This is a genomic window from Pseudomonas coronafaciens pv. oryzae str. 1_6, assembly GCF_000156995.2.
Taxonomy (GTDB): Bacteria; Pseudomonadota; Gammaproteobacteria; order Pseudomonadales; family Pseudomonadaceae; genus Aquipseudomonas; species Aquipseudomonas tremae.
On the sequence record NZ_CP046035.1, the window covers coordinates 4,003,263 to 4,025,272 of the forward strand.

Below are 22,010 nucleotides of genomic sequence, written 5' to 3' on the forward strand. Positions count from 1 at the left end.
AAGAATTGCTCGCCTGACGTGATGACTTTCAAGGCGGCGCAGTTGCAGAATCTTCATCCGTTGCGCGTGGCGTCCATTGATCCAGAAACGCTGCTACTTTTTCTTCGATATGGCTTTCGATAGTCCGCAAACGAAGCAAGGGGATAGCGCATTTACTCAGAATGCTGTTTTTCACAGCGTCGCGCTCAATCTGTACAGTATCGTTATGGTGACCGCCGTCGACTTCAATGACACCCAACGGGCTTTTCCCCACCTTGAAATAGAGCACAAAATCACAGCGGGCCGCGTTATTCATGAACTCCAGCTCTCGTGTGGTGAAGTCGGCGCGGGTTACCGACACAAGTTGTTTGAGCAGAACCTCGCGATGAAACATGATGCCTTGACGGGCTTTGTGTTCCAGCGCCTCACGAAGTATCTGCGCCACAATTCGTTCGGACTTGACTGATACGTCTTCAGGGTCGAGCCTCTGGTCCAGGCGTTCCAGTGATTGGTCGAACTCTTTGTAGAGCAGATCGAACGCGGAGATAACCGGCGCACGATGCACCTGCCCGTTCTCTGCGTAATATTCCATGTAGCGGATAAGTGCGGCGATATGGCCATTACCAGCCTTGAATACGTTGTCGCCCGTGACCAGCGTGAACCTGCTCTTGGCTCTGGAAACTGCCACATTAACCATGCGAGCATCGTCTACAAAGCTCAAGCGTTTCGGGCTTTTATGCTTGTCCAGAACGGTAGAAAAAACGATCTCGTCGCACTCTCGCCCTTGAAATTTATGCACAGTGTCATTAACGAAATCTGCTGGCAGACACGAACTGGAAAGTACCGCCTGATTCTTGAAAGGTGCGATAAACCCTCTTCCATCCTCGCCTTCCCAGAGACTTTCCCCATTGCGCTCGAGCACCGCCAATAATGAGTCCAGTTCTCTCAGGTTGGAATTGTTGCGCGTATGGTTTCCCTTGGCGGTTACCACCAGCGTCAGTGCCTGTTCGCCGCCGTCCTGCGTCATCGGAACAAGCTGATTGTCATAGAACTGCTGATTGCAGAACTGAATGATCCGCGGATGACATCGGTAATGCTCTTTGAGCAATGTCATCGGGATTGAATCCCCGAATGCACTGATGCATGAGTCCAGCATGCTGTACTTCTCGCAGTCATACCAAGGAGCTGGCGCCTCCAGTCCCAGTTTCTCCGGAATATGGGCAAGCTGCTTTCGATCACCCACGATAATAAGATTCTTCGCGCAACTCAGCGCCAGTACGCCGGGGACAATGTCCTGCTGCGAGGCCTCATCGATGATGACATAGTCCAGAACCGCCCTGCCCCCAAGGGAATTGACGATCGAATGCGTACTGCTGCCGATGACCGGATAGCGCTTTAAAAACGCATCGAGCCGCTTTTTGTAATTGATATCGAAGCTGTCATCATCAGGAATATGAGACTGCAAATGGTGTTTCAGATAGTGCATCGAAGAGGCCGTCAGCTCTTCCAGCAGTGCCTTGAAATTACCGACCCTAAGCGCTTCCTCATGACCAGACAGTTCGGACTTTTTCTTCTGCAGCACCGCGTCGTAGTAATGAAGCTGCAAGCTATAAAAAGCTGACATGCGCTTCTCCCGGTCTTTCAGCGACCGGGTGCGCACTATTCTGAAGTTGAACAGCAACCCGATCCGGTCCTTGATCCGGATCCGATCACCGGGAATGCGCGGCAGGTAGGCCATCAAATCCGTCGTTTTTCGTGGCGACAACCTGTACCTGTCATGGACAGGCACGATTCCATTTTCCTGCTGCCACTCAAGAAGGTAGCGCCGTTCTATCTCCAGCTCGTTAATTTCGATCTGTAACTGGGCCACTGCATTTTGCGCGCTCAGACAGCGTTTGAGTTGCTGCAGAACGCTCTGGATACTTTCAATTGAAGGTGCAGGCTCAAGGTCTGCTGAAGGCCGAGAAGACACATCGGCAAAAAATGCTTTCTGGTTTTTTTGGCTACCCAACCTCGCAACCAGATAGCCCAGCCCGCACTTGCCCAGCTTTTCATAGACATTCTCGACCGCAGGATTGTTATTGGACACCACCGCCACGGTTTTCCCTTGCAAGAGAATATTGGCAATGACGTTCAAGATTGTTTGCGTCTTGCCAGTACCGGGTGGTCCTTCGATCACACTTATTTGCGAACTGAAAGCCTGCTCGACCGCCTTGAGCTGACTTTCGTTAAGACCGAATGGAAAGATAAACTTCCCCGGCGAGTCCAGTTTTGCTTGCTGCCTTTTACAGTACGCATGTAGCGCTGTGGCCGGAGACAACGAAAGGCTCCCCATCTGGCGAGCAACATTTTCGGCGATGCCCTTTTTGTCATCATCAGCCGCGTTGCTAACCCGAGCTTCAGCCACAGAGCGAAAATAAGTGAATGCAGGTTCATCGGTGATCGACGTCGGTGAAACGAGTTCGATGTTGTCCATCTTGAACAGGTATTTTTTCAAGCTTTTCGGATACTGAACGAGCGCGTATTTTTCGCCATATATCTCCACCTTATCGACGGGATTGAGCACAGCGCTTCCTTTTTTCAGAAGAAGCATGTCCTTCAGTTCAAGGGTGGGAACGATCTTACAGTCGCTAAGCGGGCTGTCGTCAGACGGTTGAGAGGGGTAATGACACGTCAGCGTGAATTCGTCCTGAGTATTCTTTTTTATAACCCAGTCGCTGACCCGTCGAGGCTTGTTTTCGCCACACACATAGATAGAAACCATAAATCCCTTAAACAGGCTTGATGACGGCCTGTACGCGTCCGTGCCGTAAAAATCCGAATTCCTGGATTCGGGTCACTTTCATTCTGGCATTGCTGATGGGTCGATACCAGCCCAGACGAAGGGCTCCATTGCTGATGTCAGCCTGGGTACAAGTCCTCTGACGAGTGTGACAAAACCACCATCGCTTTAATCAATGGCACAACGTTTCACAACTTTTCACAACGATTTGCAGGTGATCGCAGTAAGAATCGCGAAACTCCTTTTTCGCTTTCTTGCGGCCTTGCCTTTCAAGGCTCGCCTTACCTGACGAGGCGCTCATGAACATCACGCCCAAAAACGACACGCTCCCCCGCGAAGGTCTTGTGGATTTCGAATCGAAGCTCAAGCGCAGCATCGTATCGGCCAAAGGCAATGAGCAGAAAAAACCGGACCGTACTGCTACCGACAATGAACAGTGGCCGCCTGTTGAAGGCACTACCGTCTCGGTCGAGGAAAACGGCGATATGCGTTATGAGCGTGATGGGCAAGGTGTTGTAGTGGCGGCATCGACCAATCCAAAGTTGTATCAGTTCCTTAAGCAACTCGATGCCCTTGGCCAAGCACCAGCGCAAAAATCGCAAGTCGAAAAAGCCATCACTGACGGCACTCAGGTCGCCGATCGCAATACCGAGCTGCCTGCATGGGGTGATATCAAGAACTTCGAATGGCAAGGCCAGCTTGAAACGGCCGACGTCATTACCTACGTCAAACAAGACGGCGAGAAGGTCACTGTTTCCAAGGCTCTGACACCAGAGTTATTTACTGCTGCGCAGCAAATGGGACTGTCGCGCGTCACCGTGGAAAACCGCGTTACTGATAACGGGCGGGAAGTGGCAGGCGAGAATATCTATGTCGCGGATCACGACATCATCAAGGCCGGCACCAAGGACGAACTGGGCAATGGTGTGATCGAGTTCGATAGCCGAGACAGCAAACAATACGTGGTCTCCGAATACCAAAACAAAGAGCTGTACGACCGGGTTGCCGACAAGAGCAGCGCAGGCGTTCAGAGCGATGTGCAGAAGATCCGTGATGAACACGGCCTGGGCAATCTCGACGAACTGGATCTTCTCAGTAAACCCACAGGGGTGAAGTCTGACGAAAAGGACAAGAATTCCGAAGACCTGACCGTGGTCGAACTCGCCACAAAAAACCTGATGGACAAGTACCAAAAACTGGTCGATGACAAGAAAGTCGACAAGGACAGCGATGTTTACAAACTGGTCATGGCCATTCAAGCCAAGGCCGGGATGGAGAGTGGGCGCACCATCACGCCTTATATCGAAGAACCTCGCGGCGCCGAGTCATGGCGCAGGTTCGACAGCGAAGGCGAAACTCTGACCAATGCTGACATGCAGGACATCCTCAACGGCAATAACATCGATAAGGCGTTGACGGAGCTGTTTGCCAATGGCGATGGCGAGAAAGACAAGATAGGCAAGGAATATCAGGCCGAGATGGACGCCGCCATCGAGAAAGTCAGCGGTGGCGACAAGGAAGCACTGGCCAAGGACCTGCACGATAAGTTGGTCAGCAGCGAGTTTGTCGACTACCTCGCTGATCTGGACAAGGCCGGTAAAAAGTCCGAAGGACAATCTGACGTTGCACGTTTGCTTTCCAGCCTGGAACTTCTCGATCCGCAGTTGGCGAAAGACGCGCAGAATGAACTGCAGAAAAACAGCGTGATGGCCGAAGTCGACAAGTTGATGGCTGACCCCGGCGGCATCCCTGATGAATATAAAGAACTGGCCCTGAAGGACATTTTCTCTGCCCTCAAACAGGGTATCAAAGGTATGGCGGATATCCCCCGCCGTACCCAGGAGACGATCGAGAAGTTTATCAATGAAATGATAAACGACAAGAAAAAGGCCACTGACTTTCTGGAGCAGACGACCAAACTAAAAAACGGCGAAATCTCGCTGGACAAGTACAACGACTACATGGCCGATAAATACGTGGGTGCCGAGGATAAAGAGGGTTTCAAGAAAGCTATCGGCAAACTCAACCAGAGCGGCGTATTCGGTACTGCAGCTGGCTTTACCTCCCTGGGTGGCGCCATCTACATGTTGACGGCCAAGAACGGCCAGCTAGCGGACGATCCTCTGGAGCGCCTGGCTATTGCCAAAGACTTCATAACCTTCCTGGGCTCCGGTGCACAGTTCGAAAAAACCGGCGTGTTCGAGTTGTTTACAAAGACCAACGTTGCTGAACTGATCGGGCTGAGCAAGACCATACCGGAAATATGGGGCAAGGAAGGTTTGTGGGGAAAAAAGATCGAAGACGAAAAGGCGACCAACAACGTCCCTGCTGTTGATGACGGTCTGGAAAATCGGCTGAACAGCGTTTACGAGTTGGACAGCATCAGAGCTGGTAGCAGTATCGGCGACGTGATGGATCAGATTGGCCTTATCAATGAGGTCAACGATGCAGGGCCGCTCGCGCAGGATGTCAGTCGCGAACTGCTCGACGAGATCGTGACCCGCTCTGGCGGCAACCCGCCCGCAGATTATTCGAAGTACGCCAATCTGAACGAATTGGCCGAAGACCTGAGGCTGAATATCAATCAGGATGCGGTGGTGCAGAGCATCAATTCTCAGCGCGCCTCAATCGACCTTCCAGCCCTGGATGCTGAAAGTCTGAACAGCATGGCAGTCGAGGTGGAGCGTGCTGCCACAACGCCGGTTCCAGACTCTGCTTCCGGCTCTGGTTACGCCAGCTACAGCGACTCGTTATACGAACTTTACGACGCCGCCGTGCAGCGCTTCGTCGCAGAGGACATCACCCCGCCGACTCGTGAAGCATTCACTGCCGGGATTGAAGAGCAACTGGAGCGTAATGGCCAGCCGGTTCCGGCGGAAAACGATCGAGTCAACTTGAGTGAAATGCTTGGCAACGATGAGATCGATCGCGAGTCGATCAATGTGATGCTCGAAGCCGATAATCACCCGATCCCGGCTGATGACGTCGTCGATAGCATGCGCAACTCGGTGGGTCAGGCCGTGGCTGGCAATGCAGGGGGTGCAGGTCTGATAGACCCACAATCTGTTACACAAGGCGCTGCAAGTGCCGCACCGGAAGGAGCGGGCAAAGTGTCGTCCAGTGTCTCGGCGCGCATCGCCGGTACAGTGGTCAAGGTACTCGGCATCGCACCGGACGTCATGAGCATCGCCGACATCGTCATGGGCGGGATCGCCATCAAAAATGGCATCAAGACAGGCAGCGACCTGGAGATTGCCAATGGCAGTCTGCAAATCGTTTCGGGTGCCGCAGGCACTGCCGCGGCCGGCATCGGGATTGCCGTGGCATTCAGCAGAACTGCGAGCGCTATCGGCGCGTTAGCTGGTGCAACCGCGCCGCTATTTCTGGTAACCGCAGGCTTGGGGATCATTACCGGCATCATCAGCGTGTTCGTCGATCACCAGAAAAAACAAAAGGCCACCGACAAGGAAGGCCAATGGTTCAAGGATCAGGCCAACCTGGGCTTCGCTCAAGAAGACTGGGGCGACAAGCTGGAGTACGGACGCTACAGCTTCTACGAATACGAAGGCCGGGATGCACCCACCGATCAGAGCATCTTCGATTACCAGACCGATGAGTGGAAACACTTCCTTGAAACCCCTCAGGATCAAGGCTCGTCGATGATACGTCTGGACGAAAGCGCGCATAAAGACAAAAACGGCATTATTGGCGAGAACACCAACGGCTTGCCAATTGACGTATACAACAAGGCGTATTACGACGCGCACAAGGAAGAGATCGAAACTATCCGCGAGAAATGGGACGACTGGAACGGCAAGGACGATATCGTCAGCAAGAAAGACTTCGAGAAGATTCTAAACAGCGGCGACGAGAAGGAAAAAGCGGCTGCAGAGTTTATCCTCAACGACAAGGGCTTCTTCGACTTGCTGGATAACCTGTGGAAAAAGGACAAGCGCGATACGAAGATCAGCACGGATGACCTGGATACCTGGCTCAAGCTGATTGATGTAATGGACAGGACGCCGGGAGAGACGGTTTTTTATGAGAAACCCAAATCCAGTTCTTTTCCGGGCAGGTGAGTTTTTAATTGATTGAATGGGGGTGGTGCAGCTTCTGCTGGATGAATGACTGGTCAGTGGAAGCAGCGCCTGAAACTGCTTGAAAAGACAGCGCGCAAGTATCTCTCGATGCAGGCCACTGTGCACTCCTCCGTATATTCGCAGACGCCAAAACTACTCCCTTCCAAGGTCTCGGCCCCATAGGCACATGGCTTGAGCGGCAGCGAGACCTTTCCGTGATCAGTCTCGCACGAGCTTCAGCATTCCGCCGTCATACCAGGAAAGAGCTAGCGACCCATCCTGTGCCATAAAAAATACCGGGGTTTCTTTATCAAAAGGACCCCAGCTTCCAGATTTGCATTCAACGCCATAGAGCACAGCTTTTTCGATGCCCAGCTTATGAAGTTGCGGCTCTAGTTCAGCTCCGGACATCGCCGGAAGCTTGTGAAAAACAGGCCCCCTGCATACATCTTCCGTCGAGTCTGTTGGAGCCTTCCATGCAAGTTGGTCGTGGCTGAAACTGAGACGTCGGCCCATGAGGCTTGGATCATCAGTTTCAAGCGCTTGCACGCCCGAGTCTGATACCGCTACGCCTGCAACATGCCAACTGCCATAAAGAGCGTTTTCTCCAGACTGATCGTACTTTGAAGCATCCATATTCACTGCGCACCCTGTCAGCGACAGCATGATCAGGAGAGATGAGCTGAAAGAAAATCGGGATTTCATGAACGGGTTCCTTGGTTTTGGCGGATGCGAATATCGAAGCCTTCGGGTGGACCACACAGTAGCGCTGATTCTGCAGACCGGGTGTGATGGGACGACGGAAATTTCGGCGGTTTGTTATTAAAACCCCTACTGGATCAGTTTTCGGTCAGCGGCAACAGATACGTGCAGGCATGATACGAGAGAGGCGCGTCAAGATTCTCGAAAAGGGACAGAAAAGTCGCTTTCGATCCCTTTTTCGGCGCCGGTGGGGGGTGAAAAAAGTTTTTTTGCCAACATCGACGCCACGTTGGCAGGGCGTCGATGATGTTTTTTCAGTTCATGACCCTGTATAGGAATTATTGAAATTCCTATACATCAACGCCGGCATGCCATGTTTTTGCTGGCCGCGCGATCACGGAACGAGCCTAAAGGCGTAACTAGCGATATTGCCTGCGTTAAGCGGTTGCCTGTGCATCGGATGCCTAGGATCGCCTGCAAGGTATTGGGCAAGTTTTTTCATATCCATGAACACCAGTTCCTTATCTCCCTCCTGGCCGTAAGGTATCGACGCCAGACCTATCACCTGTTGACCCCGATTGCCCAGCGACAATTCCCCACCAAAAAGACAGTGCGTCGCGTCTTCCAAGCCATGGTCTGCCGCATCCTTGAAACCCAATTCTTCGGATTCAGCCTTCGAGATCGTACGCAGCTGACTAAATTGTGAGGATATATTCAGGGCTGTGCGTCTATTCGTCTCAACAGCCGACATAGCCCTCCGATCAGTTGTAGGGGGGACGGCTGGACGAGGCGCTCGTTCAACGACCGGAGACGCACCTAACCTGCGGTTTAGCGCAACATTCAAATTAAGCAGGGGGTTGTTTAGAATGCTTTCGTTAGAGTCAATAGTTGGGGGAATACCCACACTCTGCAACCTGCGCCCTATATCCTCGGGTATCGGACGGCGTTGCATTACATAACTTTCAATAGCAGCGCGCAGGCGCTCCAGATCGCCCCCCTGTTCAGCAAATGCCTGCAGTGCGACATTGGCCATATTATCGCCAAGATTGCGCATCGCAGTCCTGTCAGGGGGTGTTTGTACCTGATTGACGCGTGCCGGGCGCCTGTCTACCGACGCCTGAGAGGTGGCAGTGTTCGAGGACCGTCCCTGGTTCGGCGTCATCAACCGGGCGAACCGTCCAAATAACGAACGTTGGCTGCTGCCCGCTGATGATGCCGCAGGGTTGGCCCTCGGCGGCGTTGGCGTCACAGCCGGTGCTGCCTGTGCTGCCTGTGCTGCCTGTTGGCGAACCGCGCTACGGAGCGCATCACGGAGCTCAGTGGCAAGCTCTGAGTTTTGGCTGATTCCAGTCGCTAGCATGTCAGGGAAATGCTCCAGCAAAATACGCTGTTCGGCTGCAGAAAAAGCTACCCCGTGCCCATTGATGGCATTGCGAAACATCCTGCGAGTATGGGCAAGATCAGCGCCCGCACTGACCAATTGCTGAACGATCCTATTGGCGCGTGCCACTGCCCCTTCGCGCGGTACGCGGACATCAGCAGGTGCCTGCGTTGTGCGTCTTGCTGCTGTACCTGCATGCGGCGCTGCTGCATCAGCAGATGCTTGCGGCCTGTTGCGCGCTCCAGTGCCTTCCCCTGTCGGCATGCCCTGCTCGAGCCACTCTCTGGTTTGGCTCGACAACGGCCTGGATCGCAAAAGCCTCTGACGTCCGGCTGGTATCGGAGATGCGGGCGCGTTAGAAGAGGGCGGCACCTGCGGGCTGTTCGAGGAGCTGGCTTCGCTGCTGGAATCGCGTGCGCGCCCGGATGCTGGCTCAGGGTCTGTGTGCCCACTATAGTAAGCGCCCGATGGCCCTGCTCTACCACTGATACCCACCATGATACTGATCCTCTTCGGCTTTCTGGAAGCGGGTCAACTCACCCGTAAAATCAACCATGAGTGGCACGAGGGAAGAAAAAGTTCTGCCTGGGGGCCTACAGAATTCGGAAAAAATCGTACGTTAGGGTTTTCCGACTTGTCGTAACGCCTGAATTTACCCTCTTCCAGCTTGCGGCTCTGCCGCCAGAGGTAATCGCCGATCAGGTTGACCCTGCTTGCAGTGGGATTCCATGGAAAAAAATACCATGCGCAGAAAAGTACTCATGCACCAGGTTAAAACCCAATGAAACCGGGGGTAAAGATGAATTTTGATACCATGCCCTTCCCTAATAAGGCGACATGGTATCGAGCACCAAGCATGGCATTTGGCTCAGTCAGCGCCCGATACCACATAAACACGGTGCTTGGCGATGCACAAAGCTGCCAGAATTTGCCAGACCCAAAAAGCCAAAAGCCCGCAATTACGCGGGCTCCAGGGCATTTCTTGCTAGATCGTGCCGGACGATGCCGGACGTCCAATCATTCCCACTCAATAGTCGCAGGCGGCTTGCTCGACACGTCGTAAGTCACCCGCGAAATCCCTTCGATCTCGTTGATGATCCGGCCACTCACTGTCTCCAGCAGCTCATAAGGCAGATGCGCCCAGCGAGCAGTCATGAAGTCGATGGTTTCTACCGCACGCAGGGCAACGACCCATGCATAGCGGCGGCCGTCGCCAACCACGCCAACCGATTTGACGGGTTGGAACACCACGAACGCTTGGCTTACTTTGTGATACCAGTCGGCCTTGCGCAGTTCTTCGATGAAGATGTGGTCGGCACGACGCAGGATGTCGGCGTATTCCTTCTTCACTTCGCCGAGGATGCGCACGCCCAGGCCTGGGCCAGGGAATGGGTGGCGGTAGACCATGTCGTACGGCAGGCCTAGTTCGAGGCCAAGGCGGCGGACTTCGTCCTTGAACAGCTCGCGCAGGGGTTCGACCAGCTTGAGGTTCATTTCTTCCGGCAGGCCGCCCACGTTGTGGTGCGACTTGATGACGTGTGCCTTGCCGCTTTTTGCGCCAGCCGACTCGATCACATCCGGGTAGATGGTGCCTTGCGCCAGGTACTTGATGTTGTCCAGCTTGCAGGATTCGGCATCGAACACGTCGATGAAGGTGCGACCGATGATCTTGCGCTTCTTCTCCGGGTCGCTCTCGCCTTCCAGGTTGTTCAGGAACTGCTCTTCGGCGTTGGCGCGAATGACTTTGACGCCCATGTTCTCGGCGAACATGGCCATCACTTGCTCGCCTTCGTGCAGGCGCAGCAGGCCGTTGTCGACGAATACACAGGTCAACTGGTCGCCGATGGCCTTGTGCAGCAGCGCCGCAACCACGGAGGAGTCAACGCCGCCGGACAGGCCCAGCAATACGTTATCAGTACCAACCTGAGCGCGAACCTGAGCGATAGCGTCTTCGGCAATCTTCGAAGGGGTCCACAGTGCTTCGCAGCCGCAGATGTCGAGGATGAAGCGCGACAGGATGCGACCGCCCTGCTTGGTGTGGGTCACTTCCGGGTGGAACTGTACGCCGTAATATTTGCGGTCGTCGTCGGCCATGCCGGCAATCGGGCAGCTCGGGGTGCTGGCCAGAATATGGAAACCGTCCGGGATTTCGGTGACCTTGTCGCCGTGGCTCATCCACACATCGAGACCGAACACGCCGTCGGCATCGATATGGTCTTCGATGCCATCAAGCAGGCGGCTCTTGCCGACGACGTCGACACGGGCGTAGCCGAACTCGCGCATGTCGGAGCCTGCAACGCGGCCGCCCAGTTGCTCGGCCATGGTCTGCATGCCGTAGCAGATGCCGAAGACCGGTACATTGAGGTCGAATACCGCTTGCGGCGCACGCGGGCTGTTGGCTTCGTGCACGGACTCAGGGCCGCCAGCGAGGATGATCCCACGCGGGGCAAATTCGCGAATCGCTTCGTCGTCCATGTCGCACGGATGCAGTTCGCAATACACGCCGATTTCACGCACGCGGCGGGCGATCAGCTGGGTGTACTGGGAACCGAAGTCGAGGATCAGGATACGGTGGGCGTGAATGTCGAGGGCCATGACTCATTCTCGTCAAAAAACAGAAACGACACGGGGCTGCGTCAACAGCCCCGGCTATAAAAACTGTTGGCCTGCACCGCGGCACATACCACGATGCAGTCCGGATCAACCAACGCGATAGTTCGGCGCTTCCTTGGTGATCTGCACGTCATGGACGTGGGACTCAGCCATGCCGGCGCCGGTTATGCGAACAAACTCGGGCTTGGTGCGCATCTGTTCGATGTCGGCACTGCCGGTGTAACCCATGGAGGAACGCAGACCGCCCATCAACTGATGGATGATGGCCGACAACGGACCCTTGTAGGCCACACGGCCTTCGATACCTTCCGGCACCAGTTTCTCGGCACCTGCGGACGAATCCTGGAAGTAGCGATCGGACGACCCCTGAGCCTGGGACATAGCACCCAGCGAACCCATGCCGCGATAGGCCTTGTAGGAACGGCCCTGAAACAGTTCGATCTCGCCTGGCGCTTCTTCAGTACCGGCAAACATCGAACCCATCATCACACAGGACGCGCCTGCCACAATGGCCTTGGAAAGGTCGCCAGAGAAGCGGATACCGCCGTCAGCGATCATCGGCACGCCAGTGCCTTCAAGGGCAGCGGAAACGTTGGCGATGGCGCTGATCTGCGGCACGCCTACACCGGCAACGATGCGCGTGGTGCAGATGGAGCCAGGACCGATGCCGACCTTGACTGCGTCGGCACCCGCAGCGACCAGCGCCAGGGCAGCTTCGCCAGTGGCGATGTTGCCACCGATGACCTGCACCTGCGGGAAGTTGTCCTTGACCCAGCGCACGCGGTCGATCACGCCTTTGGAGTGGCCGTGAGCGGTGTCGACTACAACAACGTCAACGCCCGCAGCAACCAGTGCGGTCACACGCTCGCCGGTGTCCTTGCCAGTACCGACAGCAGCGCCGACACGCAGGCGAGCCTGATCGTCCTTGCTGGCCAGCGGATAAGCCTTGGCTTTTTCGATGTCCTTGACGGTCATCATGCCCTTGAGCGCGAAGTTGGCGTCGACGATCAGGACTTTTTCAAGGCGGTGCTTGTGCAGCAGTTCGCGTACTTCGTTCTTGTCGGCGCCTTCACGCACGGTGACCAGACGCTCTTTGGGCGTCATCACTTCGCGGACAGGGACATCAAGACGATTTTCGAAGCGTACGTCGCGGGACGTCACGATGCCGACCAGGTCGCCATTATGCAGCACGGGTACACCGGAAATATTGTGCATGCGAGTGAGTTCGAACAGATCACGAACAGTGGCGTCGGCTTCGATCGTGATCGGGTCCTTGACGACACCGGCCTCGAACTTCTTGACCTTGCGCACTTCGGCAGCTTGCTGCTCGATAGTCATGTTCTTGTGGATGATACCGATACCGCCTTCCTGGGCCATGGCAATTGCCAGACGGGCCTCGGTGACTGTATCCATTGCAGCAGAGACCAAAGGTATATTCAGCTCGATGCCACGGGTCAAACGGGTTTTCAGACTGACTTCGTTGGGAAGTACCTCGGAATAACCGGGCACAAGGAGAATGTCGTCGAATGTAAGGGCTTCTTGACTGATACGCAGCATCGCGGGGGCTCCCGAGCGGGAAATTGGAAGCGCGCCATTATACCCACAGACCCCGTCCGGCTCAATGTAAACCTCAGCCTATTATCAAGGCTGTTTATAGACGCACATGAACGAAAGAGACCGGACGGTCCAGACGTTCGGCGAAGTCGTCCAGAAAGGTCTGGGTGAAAGACGCCTCCAGCCAGTTATTGAAGATGAAGCCCAGATTGGAAAAGCCGCAGGCGTCCAGAAACAGAAAGCCGTTGATGTCGTCTTCGTGGCGGCATTCGGGGCAGGTGAAATTGTCGGTGTGGCCGGGCATCCAGTCTTCAAGGCTATCGAACAGCGCCTCGCCGACTTCGCGACGGCATTCCGGGCAACCGGCCTCCTCGGCAAAATCATTCAGCGGGGTAAAGATGCAACGCTTGGTGACAATTTCCAGACCATTGATCACTTCGCCGAATGGCAACGCGTCCGGGTTCTTCACCACCCGGCGGGCTCCAGGCGCCACGGCATAAGCCATTTTGTTATGCGTGCGCCCGCAGGTGGTCAGTTCCGGTTCGACCACGTCGAGCTTGACCAGCCAGCGCAAGATAAGCCGCGCTCTGGCCTCGTGCCCGGGGAATGTGGATATTTGCGGGACGATAATGCTTTGGGTGTTCATAACGGAGCGTCGCTGGATGCTGTTCGAGGCCGCAGCTTAATGCGCTGATGATTCAGGTCAAGGTCAAATCCTGCCTGAAGCGGCGTTACAGACTCGTGCGCCGGACCGGCAATGCCATTATGATGCCCGACATGATCAAAGACCCTTTCGCAAGACTCGGCCTCGACCGGGAAGTCATAACTGTCAGCCAGCTCAACGGCCGTGCGCGGGTGTTGCTGGAGGACGTGTTCAGCAGCATCTGGGTCGAGGGCGAGATTTCCAATCTGTCGCGCCCAGCCTCTGGGCATGTCTACTTCACGTTGAAGGACTCCAGCGCACAGGTGCGTTGTGCGTTGTTCCGGCAAAGCGCCGCACGGGTGCGTCAGGCACTCAAGGACGGTTTGCAGGTCAAGGTACGGGGCAAGGTTTCACTGTTCGAAGGCCGTGGCGACTATCAATTGATTCTCGACACTGTCGAGCCTGCCGGTGATGGCGCACTGCGGCTGGCGTTCGATGCGCTGAAAGCCAAACTCAGCGACGAAGGCCTGTTCAGCGCCGAGCGCAAGGTTGCCCTGCCGCTGCACCCGCAACGTATCGGCATCATCAGTTCGCCGACCGGCGCAGTGATCCGCGACATCATCAGCGTGTTTCGCCGCCGAGCGCCACGGGTCGAGCTGACTCTGATTCCTACCGCAGTTCAAGGCCGCGAGGCCATCAACCAGATTGTCCGCGCGCTGAAGCTGGCCGACGCCCAGGGTTTCGACGCCCTGATCCTCGCCCGCGGCGGCGGATCACTGGAAGACCTGTGGTGTTTCAACGAAGAGGCCGTGGCTCGTGCGATTGATGCTTGTGTGACGCCGATTGTCAGTGCCGTCGGGCATGAAACCGACGTTTCCATCAGTGATTTCGTCGCCGATGTGCGAGCCCCGACGCCCTCCGCGGCTGCCGAGTTGCTGGCACCGGACTCCAGCGACCTGCACCGCCGTGTCGATAACCTGCATCGACGGCTGGTCAGCCGCATGCAGGATCGGCTCATGCGTGAGCGGTTGCAGCTGGAAGGTATCTCGCGTCGGCTGAGGCATCCGGGTGAACGGTTGCGCCAGCAATCACAGCGCCTGGATGACCTGGACATGCGCCTGCGCCGCGCTTTCGAACAGAACATGCACACGCGGCAGGTGCGTCTGGTGCACATGCAAAGCCGTCTCGCCGCGCAGCATCCGGGCCGCACGCTGGCGTTTCTGCGCCAGCGCCTGGATGCGCTGGCCGAGCGCTTGCCAAGGGCCATTCGCGACCAGATCAAGGCCCGCAAGCTACAGTTGCAAAGTCAGATGCAAACGCTAAATGTCGTCAGCCCGCTGGCTACGCTGGGGCGTGGTTATAGCATCTTGCTCGATGAACGGGGCCATGCAATCCGCCACGCTTCACAAACCCGGCCCGGCCAGCGCCTTACCGCGCGGCTGGGCGAAGGCGAACTGCAAGTACGTGTCGAAGACAATCACCTCACGCCTGTGACCCTTTCCCTTCTGGACTGACTGCCTGATGCTACGTTTTATCGCCCCGCTGTTCGCCCTGTTGCTCTGCCTGCCCGCCCATGCCGACAGCTTCATTACTCGCGCCCTCGACAAACCGGTGCCCGGTGGCGTGGCCGTCATCGATCTTGGCACAGGTGCGCAGGCGCCGACCGCCACCTATCAAGGCAAACCGGTGCTGGTGGTCAAGGAACAAGGTGCGCGCTGGCTGGCCATCGTCGGCATCCCGCTGACCGTCAAGCCGGGCACTCAACAGGTCACGTCGGGCGGTCGCACGCTCAATTTCACGGTCGGCAGCAAGAAATACCCAGAACAGCACATCACCCTCAAGAACAAGCGTCAGGTCAATCCCAACCCAGAAGACAACAAGCGCATCGAAGGTGAACTGGCCGAGCAACTGCGCGCTTATAGAAGCTTCAGCCCCGGCACACCTAGCAATCTGATCCTGGACAAGCCGGTCAATGGCCCGCTGTCGAGCAAGTTCGGCGTGCGCCGGTTCTTCAACGGCGAAGAACGCAACCCGCACTCAGGACTGGACTTCGCGGTGCCCGCCGGAACGCCGATCAAGTCTCCTGCAGCAGGCAAGGTCATTCTGACCGGTAATTATTTTTTCAACGGCAACACCGTGTTCGTCGACCACGGCCAAGGCTTTATCAGCATGTTCTGCCACATGTCGAAGATCGATGTAAAAGTCGGTGATCAGGTCCCAAGGGGCGGTGTTGTCGGTAAAGTCGGTGCTACCGGGCGGGCAACCGGTCCACACATGCACTGGAATGTCAGCCTGAATGACGCGCGGGTCGATCCGGCAATTTTTATCGGCGCATTTCAGCCTTGAGCAGGACCCTGAGCGAGCGCAGCAGCGCTCGCTCACTGCTCCCTTTCTTTGCGCACCTCGCCTAACCCCCACAATACTCCGGAATAAAATTCTCGAATAACGCTATAAACAACTAGCAAAACGCTAATGACGAGAATTTATCCCAATTTTTTTCAAGTGCTTGCCATCGTGCTGGCCAGTGGGTACGGTTGACTTCATGAAAAACGCCCAAACCCTTATTTTATTGCGCCAACATCGGTGCCTCAGCCTGGTCAGCGCCCGACTGCCAGGCTAGATTTGCTGTACCTCGCCCCTGCGTTCGCAAACCCCATACTTTCCAAAACGGCAGGCCGCCGCTTACCGGCCCCGTGAATACAAAAGGATTTTCCGATGACCATGCTCAACGACCCTTCGAAGAAGTACCGTGCGTTCCCGACCATTGATCTGCCCGACCGCACCTGGCCTTCGAAAACCATCGATGCGGCGCCGATCTGGTGCAGCTCCGACCTGCGCGACGGTAACCAGTCGCTGATCGAGCCGATGGATGCGGTCAAGAAGCTGCGTTTCTGGAAAACCCTGATCAGCGTCGGCGTGAAGGAAATCGAGGCGTCGTTTCCTGCAGCGTCGCAGACTGACTTCGACTTCGTCCGCACCCTGATCGAAGAAGGTCATATTCCGGAAGACACCACTATTCAGGTGCTGACCCAGGCACGTGAAGACTTGATCGCGCGTACCTTCGAATCGTTGCGCGGCGCCCGCAAGGCGATCGTTCATCTGTACAACGCAACGTGCCCGTCATTCCGTCGCATCGTGTTCAATCAGGACAAGGCTGGCGTGAAGGAAATCGCAGTCAACGCGGCCAGGATGTTCGTCAAGTACGCAGCACTGCAGCCGGAAACCCAGTGGACGTTCCAGTACTCGCCGGAAACCTTCAGCGCGACCGAGCTGGAGTTCGCCAAGGAAGTCTGCGACGCAGTGATCGAGGTGTGGAACCCGACGCCCGAGAACAAGGTAATTCTGAACCTGCCAGCCACCGTCGAAGTCGCCACACCGAATATCTACGCCGACCAGATTGAATGGTTCGGCCGCCACATCACTCGCCGCGACAGTGTGCTGATCAGCCTGCATACCCACAACGATCGTGGCACCGGCGTAGCCGCCACCGAGCTGGGCCTTATGGCCGGTGCAGACCGTGTCGAAGGCTGCCTGTTCGGCAATGGCGAGCGTACCGGCAACGTCGACCTGGTCACCGTGGCACTGAATCTCTACACCCAGGGCATCAACCCTGGGCTGGACTTCTCGGACATCGATGGAGTGCGCAAGGTCGTCGAGGAATGCAACCAGATTCCGGTTCACCCTCGTCATCCGTATGTGGGCGATCTGGTCCACACAGCGTTCTCCGGCTCGCACCAGGATGCCATCCGCAAGGGCTTCACGCAGCAGAAGGAAGGCGAGCTGTGGGAAGTCCCTTACCTGCCGATCGACCCGGCTGATATCGGTCGCAGCTACGAGGCAGTAATTCGCGTCAACAGTCAGTCCGGCAAAGGCGGCATTGCTTACCTGCTTGAACAGGAATACGGAATCTCTCTGCCGCGTCGTATGCAGATCGAGTTCAGCCAGGTGGTTCAGGGTGAAACCGACCGCCTGGGCCTGGAGATGACTGCCCAGCAGATCCACTCGTTGTTGCGTCGTGAATACCTGCAAGCCAACACGCCCTATGCGCTGATCAGCCACAAGTTGCAGGAAGAGAACGGTAACAGCGCTGTCGATGCAGAAGTGCATGTGGACGGTGAAACCCAACACTGGCGCGGCAAGGGCAAAGGTGCTCTGGAGGCCCTGGTAGCAGGCCTGCCGGTAGCTGTAGAGATAATGGATTACAACGAGCATGCGATCGGTTCGGGCACCACGGCCAAGGCCGCCGCCTATATCGAGCTGCGCGTCAATGGCGACCGCGCGGTACACGGTGTGGGCATTGATGAAAACATCACCACAGCGAGTTTCCGCGCCCTGTTCAGCGCGCTCAACCGCTCGCTGAGTCAGGCACAAGCCAAGGCCGCCTGAGCCCTTGAACCGAGGGCGGACACCTGTCCGCCCTCTTCACCCCTACGTTACAACGCTTCCTGTAACGCCCCGCCTCTCCTTTAAAGGCTCTTGCAGTCTGCGCATACCCCTGTCTTTTTCGGCATAATCTTTTTCATTTCTGCTGTGGTAGCATGCTGCCCTTAATCCAGACTGGCCCACATCCAACAGCGACCCATATGCTGACGATGCCAATCCGGACTTTCCTGCCAGCTGCATCTTTCCTATAAAAAACCAAGACGACTATTGCATTGATTTCCGGACGAAAAGAATGCTCGGGCAGACCTCCCGTGCATTGAAATTACTATCTGCCTCGGTAATGCTGAGCTGATCCGATCACATTTGGAGCGATTATGCCCAAGGCTTCCCACCAAGATTTGCGCCGCAGTTTCCGTGAGCTCACCTCGTCGAACTCATGCTTCCATACCGCTTCGGTATTTGACCCCATGTCAGCGCGAATCGCGGCGGATCTGGGCTTTGAAGTAGGCATACTCGGCGGCTCTGTCGCGTCGCTGCAAGTACTGGCAGCCCCGGACTTCGCACTGATCACCCTGAGTGAATTCGTTGAGCAGGCCACACGCATCGGCCGCGTCGCCCAGCTCCCGGTGATCGCAGACGCGGATCATGGCTATGGCAACGCCCTGAACGTCATGCGTACTGTGGTCGAACTGGAACGTGCCGGCATTTCCGCACTGACCATCGAAGACACCCTGCTGCCTGCACAATTTAACCGCAAGTCCACCGACCTGATTTCTACTGCAGAAGGCGTCGGCAAGATCCGTGCGGCGCTGGAAGCGCGTGTCGATCCGGAGATGTCGATTTTTGCCCGCACCAATGCGGCGATCATTCCGGTTCAGGAGGCTATCAGTCGCGTGCAGCAATATCAGGCTGCCGGAGCTGACGGCATTACCATTGTTGGCATTCGTGACTTCGATCACCTGGCACAGATTTCAGAAGGCCTGACCGTACCGCTGATGCTGGTGACCTACGGCAACCCGGAGCTGCATGACAATGCGCGCCTTGCCGAGATGGGCGTCAGAGTCTGCGTCCACGGTCACGCGGCTTACTTTGCCGCGATCAAGGCGACCTACGACTGCCTGCGCGAACAGCGCCAGATACTCGGCAGCGAGTCGAACATGAGCGCCACGGAACTGACCCACACCTACACCCAGCCCGAAGACTACGTAGAGTGGGCCAGTAAGTTCATGAATGTGAACGAGTAAGCGGCAGGGTTACTGACGCTGGGCACTGCCCATGAGTGACGCAGAGCGTCACCCAGGGCATTCCTACACTAGAGCGTAAGGAACGATAACTGGTTAAGCATCGTGCCTGCACTTCGCTCCAGAGTGGGTGCGCAGTAAGCGATATCAGGCAGTTGCTTTGATGCCACGCTGGGTTTCCAGCTGCAACAGCGCGCCTTGCAGGGTCTGCAAGGTGGAACTGGTGGCCGAGATCTGCCCCTGGATAGCCAATGACCGTTGGGCCTTCTCTTCCGGGGTGCCCTTGCTGCTCTGTGCAGCGGCCAGTTGAGCCTGCTCCCGGGCCAATTCCTTTTGAGCCTGCTTTATCTGTTCTTTTATCTTGTCGATAGTTTGCTGGAGTGCATCCGAGCTGGATCCGCCTACGGTACCGCCATCCGCAGGTGCGCCGCTCGCGCCTTCGGTAGAAGCCTCTTCCGTGGTCTTGTCCGTGTCCTTGGCATTGGTAGCAGCGGTAACTGCATTTTCCTCGGGCTTCTTGACTGTCAGCGTCAACGGACTCGAGTAACGGTTAAGCATGGAAGTGTCGATGGTTGTCATAACGCTCTCCTGGAAGTCTGGACACACTATCGGCCGATGCGAAATATTCTGTAATGAATTATTGAATATTGAATGAATCAGCATCCAGACCGGCCGGGAATCGCGTGCGGTAGCCCTGCAAATCCACCGCATTCAAGGTCGCCATGAACACCCCGTCCGCATCGCCTGCGTTCAACAGGCTCTCGCCTTGATAATCCAGTACCTGACTGTCACCGGTATAGGCAAAGCCTTTTCCGTCCGACCCCGTTCGATTGACGGCGACGACATAGCACAGGTTTTCAATCGCTCTGGCAGGCAGCAAGCGGTTCCAGTGCATACGCCGCGCACCCGGCCAGTTGGCGGTGTAGAGCAGCAGATCGGTGTCCAGAGCGTCACGGCTCCAGACCGGAAAACGCAGGTCGTAACAGATCAATGGGCGGATGCGCCAGCCGTTGAGCTCAAACGTCACCTGACGGTCGCCCGGCGTGTAGTGCTCATGCTCGCCAGCCATGCGGAACAGATGGCGTTTATCGTAATGCAGCAACTCTCCATCTGGGCGCGCCCACAAGAGGCGGTTGCGATGACTGCCATCTGCTGCCCGAATGATCACGCTGCCCGTGACAACGGCATTGAGACGCTTGGCCTGCGCCACAAGCCAGGCCGATGCCGGCCCGGCTTCCGGCTCGGCCAGCGCTTCGGATTCCATCGAAAACCCGGTAGTGAACATTTCCGGCAGGATGACCAGATCAGCGCCTTGCGCCTGATCCAGCAACTGTCCGAAATGCTCGAGATTGGCCTCTCGGTCATGCCAGACCAATGTCGTCTGGATCAAAGCGAGCTTCAGGTTCGGCAGTCCGCTTATATCGCGCATAGTTTCTCCGCAGCCTGACGTAACGTGTCTTCCTGCTTGGCAAAACACAAGCGGATCAGGCGCTGCCCTGGTGGTGGGCTTTGATAGAAAACAGAGATGGGGATACTGGCCACGCCATGCTCACGGGTCATCCACAGGGCCATGTCCACATCGTTCAGATCAGGCCTGATCTGCGAATAATCGACCAGCTGGAAATAAGTACCGCCGACCGGTTTGAAGCTGAAGCGCGAGCCTGCCAACTGGCTGCAGAAATAGTCCCGCTTGGCCTGATAGAAACCTGGCAGCTCGTCGACATGCTCGGGATGTTCGGCCATGAAATCAGCCAGCGCATACTGCAGCGGCGTCACACCGCAGAAACTGACGTACTGATGTACCTTGCGCAATTCGGCGGTCGGTGCTGGGGGCGCGACTACGTAGCCGGTCTTCCAGCCCGTGACGTGATAGGTCTTGCCAAACGAACTGACGACAAAGGCACGCTGATACAGCGCCTCGTGATCAAGCACGCTGACATGCTGTGCGCCGTCAAACACCAGGTGCTCGTAGACCTCATCACTGAGCAGATAGATATCGCGATCGGCAATCAGCGCAGCCAGGCGATCAAGCTCTGCGCGGCTGATCAGTGCACCGCTCGGGTTATGCGGGCTGTTGATGACGATCATGCGGATGCGCGGGCTGAGTGCATCGGTCAGCTTTTGCCAGTCGATGGAGAAATCATCCAGCCCCAGTTGCACATGGACGCAGCGCCCACCTGCCAGCTCCACCGCAGGTTCGTAGCTGTCATAGCAAGGGTCGAAAATGATGACTTCGTCGCCGGGACGAATAACCGAGTGGATCGCACAAAAAATTGCCTGGGTCGCTCCGGGCGTGATGGTGATCTCACTGTCCGGGTTGACCTCACGCCCATAGCTGCGGCCAATCTTGGCCGCTACCTGCTGGCGAAGTGCCGGCAGCCCGGTCATCGGCGAATACTGGTTATGCCCCTCGGTGACATGGCGGCAGACTGCGTCACGCAGTGCCTGCGGCCCATCAAAATCAGGAAACCCCTGGGACAGGTTGATAGCGCCGTTTTCGGCGGCCAGCTGTGACATGACGGTGAAGATAGTGGTGCCCACATTGGGCAACTTGCTGTCGATCATGGAACCCTTTCCCTGCAATCTCCCGGCACCGGGCGGCACGGGGTCAAGCAGGATAGCCCATTAAACACGCACAAAAAAAGGCGCCGAA

14 protein-coding genes are annotated in these 22,010 nt (G+C 56.4%); 5 read left to right on the plus strand and 9 right to left on the minus strand.

Annotated elements, in window-relative coordinates:
* Positions 1 to 28: 28 nt before the first annotated feature.
* On the minus strand, positions 29 to 2,743 hold the full coding sequence (locus POR16_RS17905; RefSeq protein ID WP_005891666.1) for an AAA domain-containing protein: 2,715 nt from the start codon (positions 2,741 to 2,743) through the stop codon (positions 29 to 31).
* Positions 2,744 to 3,060: 317 nt separating this feature from the next.
* On the opposite strand from POR16_RS17905, the gene POR16_RS17910 reads away from it, so the two are divergent.
* Complete coding sequence (locus tag POR16_RS17910; RefSeq protein WP_005891665.1) at positions 3,061 to 6,840, plus strand: hypothetical protein; 3,780 nt, start codon at positions 3,061 to 3,063, stop codon at positions 6,838 to 6,840.
* A gap of 219 nt (positions 6,841 to 7,059) precedes the next feature.
* Here the strand turns inward: POR16_RS17910 and POR16_RS17915 are convergent, their stop codons facing one another.
* The 5 genes from POR16_RS17915 to POR16_RS17935 form a co-directional block, all read right to left on the minus strand.
* Entirely contained in the window at positions 7,060 to 7,545 is a 486-nt protein-coding gene (locus POR16_RS17915) for a hypothetical protein (RefSeq protein WP_005891663.1), read from the minus strand.
* A gap of 391 nt (positions 7,546 to 7,936) precedes the next feature.
* Positions 7,937 to 8,596, minus strand: a complete 660-nt coding sequence (locus tag POR16_RS26820) for a hypothetical protein (RefSeq protein WP_005891661.1) — start codon at positions 8,594 to 8,596, stop codon at positions 7,937 to 7,939.
* A gap of 1,344 nt (positions 8,597 to 9,940) precedes the next feature.
* Positions 9,941 to 11,518: a glutamine-hydrolyzing GMP synthase gene (gene guaA / locus POR16_RS17925; RefSeq protein ID WP_005891654.1), complete on the minus strand. Its 1,578-nt coding sequence runs from the start codon at positions 11,516 to 11,518 to the stop codon at positions 9,941 to 9,943.
* 105 nt (positions 11,519 to 11,623) lie between these two features.
* Entirely contained in the window at positions 11,624 to 13,093 is a 1,470-nt protein-coding gene (gene guaB, locus POR16_RS17930; protein WP_005891653.1) for an IMP dehydrogenase, read from the minus strand.
* A gap of 94 nt (positions 13,094 to 13,187) precedes the next feature.
* A complete protein-coding gene (locus POR16_RS17935; protein WP_005891652.1) occupies positions 13,188 to 13,736 on the minus strand; it encodes a hypothetical protein in 549 nt (182 codons plus the stop codon).
* Positions 13,737 to 13,867: 131 nt separating this feature from the next.
* Here POR16_RS17935 and xseA point away from each other — a divergent pair, with 131 nt between their 5' ends.
* The 4 genes from xseA (at position 13,868) to POR16_RS17955 (ending at position 19,360) form a co-directional block, all read left to right on the plus strand.
* Entirely contained in the window at positions 13,868 to 15,247 is a 1,380-nt protein-coding gene (xseA, locus tag POR16_RS17940; RefSeq protein WP_005891651.1) for an exodeoxyribonuclease VII large subunit, read from the plus strand.
* A 7-nt stretch (positions 15,248 to 15,254) separates the two neighbouring features.
* Positions 15,255 to 16,079, plus strand: a complete 825-nt coding sequence (locus POR16_RS17945) for a peptidoglycan DD-metalloendopeptidase family protein (protein WP_005891650.1) — start codon at positions 15,255 to 15,257, stop codon at positions 16,077 to 16,079.
* A 369-nt stretch (positions 16,080 to 16,448) separates the two neighbouring features.
* The gene (gene leuA, locus POR16_RS17950; protein WP_005891649.1) at positions 16,449 to 18,119 is read left to right on the plus strand and encodes a 2-isopropylmalate synthase; all 1,671 of its coding nucleotides are present in this window, start codon (positions 16,449 to 16,451) and stop codon (positions 18,117 to 18,119) included.
* 371 nt (positions 18,120 to 18,490) lie between these two features.
* Positions 18,491 to 19,360, plus strand: coding sequence for an isocitrate lyase/PEP mutase family protein (locus POR16_RS17955; protein WP_005891648.1), 870 nt, complete (start codon positions 18,491 to 18,493; stop codon positions 19,358 to 19,360).
* A 144-nt stretch (positions 19,361 to 19,504) separates the two neighbouring features.
* Here the strand turns inward: POR16_RS17955 and POR16_RS17960 are convergent, their stop codons facing one another.
* Genes POR16_RS17960 through POR16_RS17970 form a run of 3 tightly spaced genes read right to left on the minus strand, consistent with a single transcriptional unit; the run spans position 19,505 to position 21,922 of the window.
* Complete coding sequence (locus POR16_RS17960; RefSeq protein WP_005891647.1) at positions 19,505 to 19,936, minus strand: hypothetical protein; 432 nt, start codon at positions 19,934 to 19,936, stop codon at positions 19,505 to 19,507.
* A 58-nt stretch (positions 19,937 to 19,994) separates the two neighbouring features.
* Positions 19,995 to 20,786 (minus strand): amidohydrolase, encoded by a 792-nt coding sequence (locus POR16_RS17965; protein ID WP_005891646.1) that lies wholly within the window; start codon positions 20,784 to 20,786, stop codon positions 19,995 to 19,997.
* On the minus strand, positions 20,774 to 21,922 hold the full coding sequence (locus tag POR16_RS17970; RefSeq protein WP_005891645.1) for a pyridoxal phosphate-dependent aminotransferase: 1,149 nt from the start codon (positions 21,920 to 21,922) through the stop codon (positions 20,774 to 20,776). Before POR16_RS17970 ends, POR16_RS17965 begins: the two co-directional genes overlap by 13 nt.
* Positions 21,923 to 22,010: the final 88 nt, after the last annotated feature.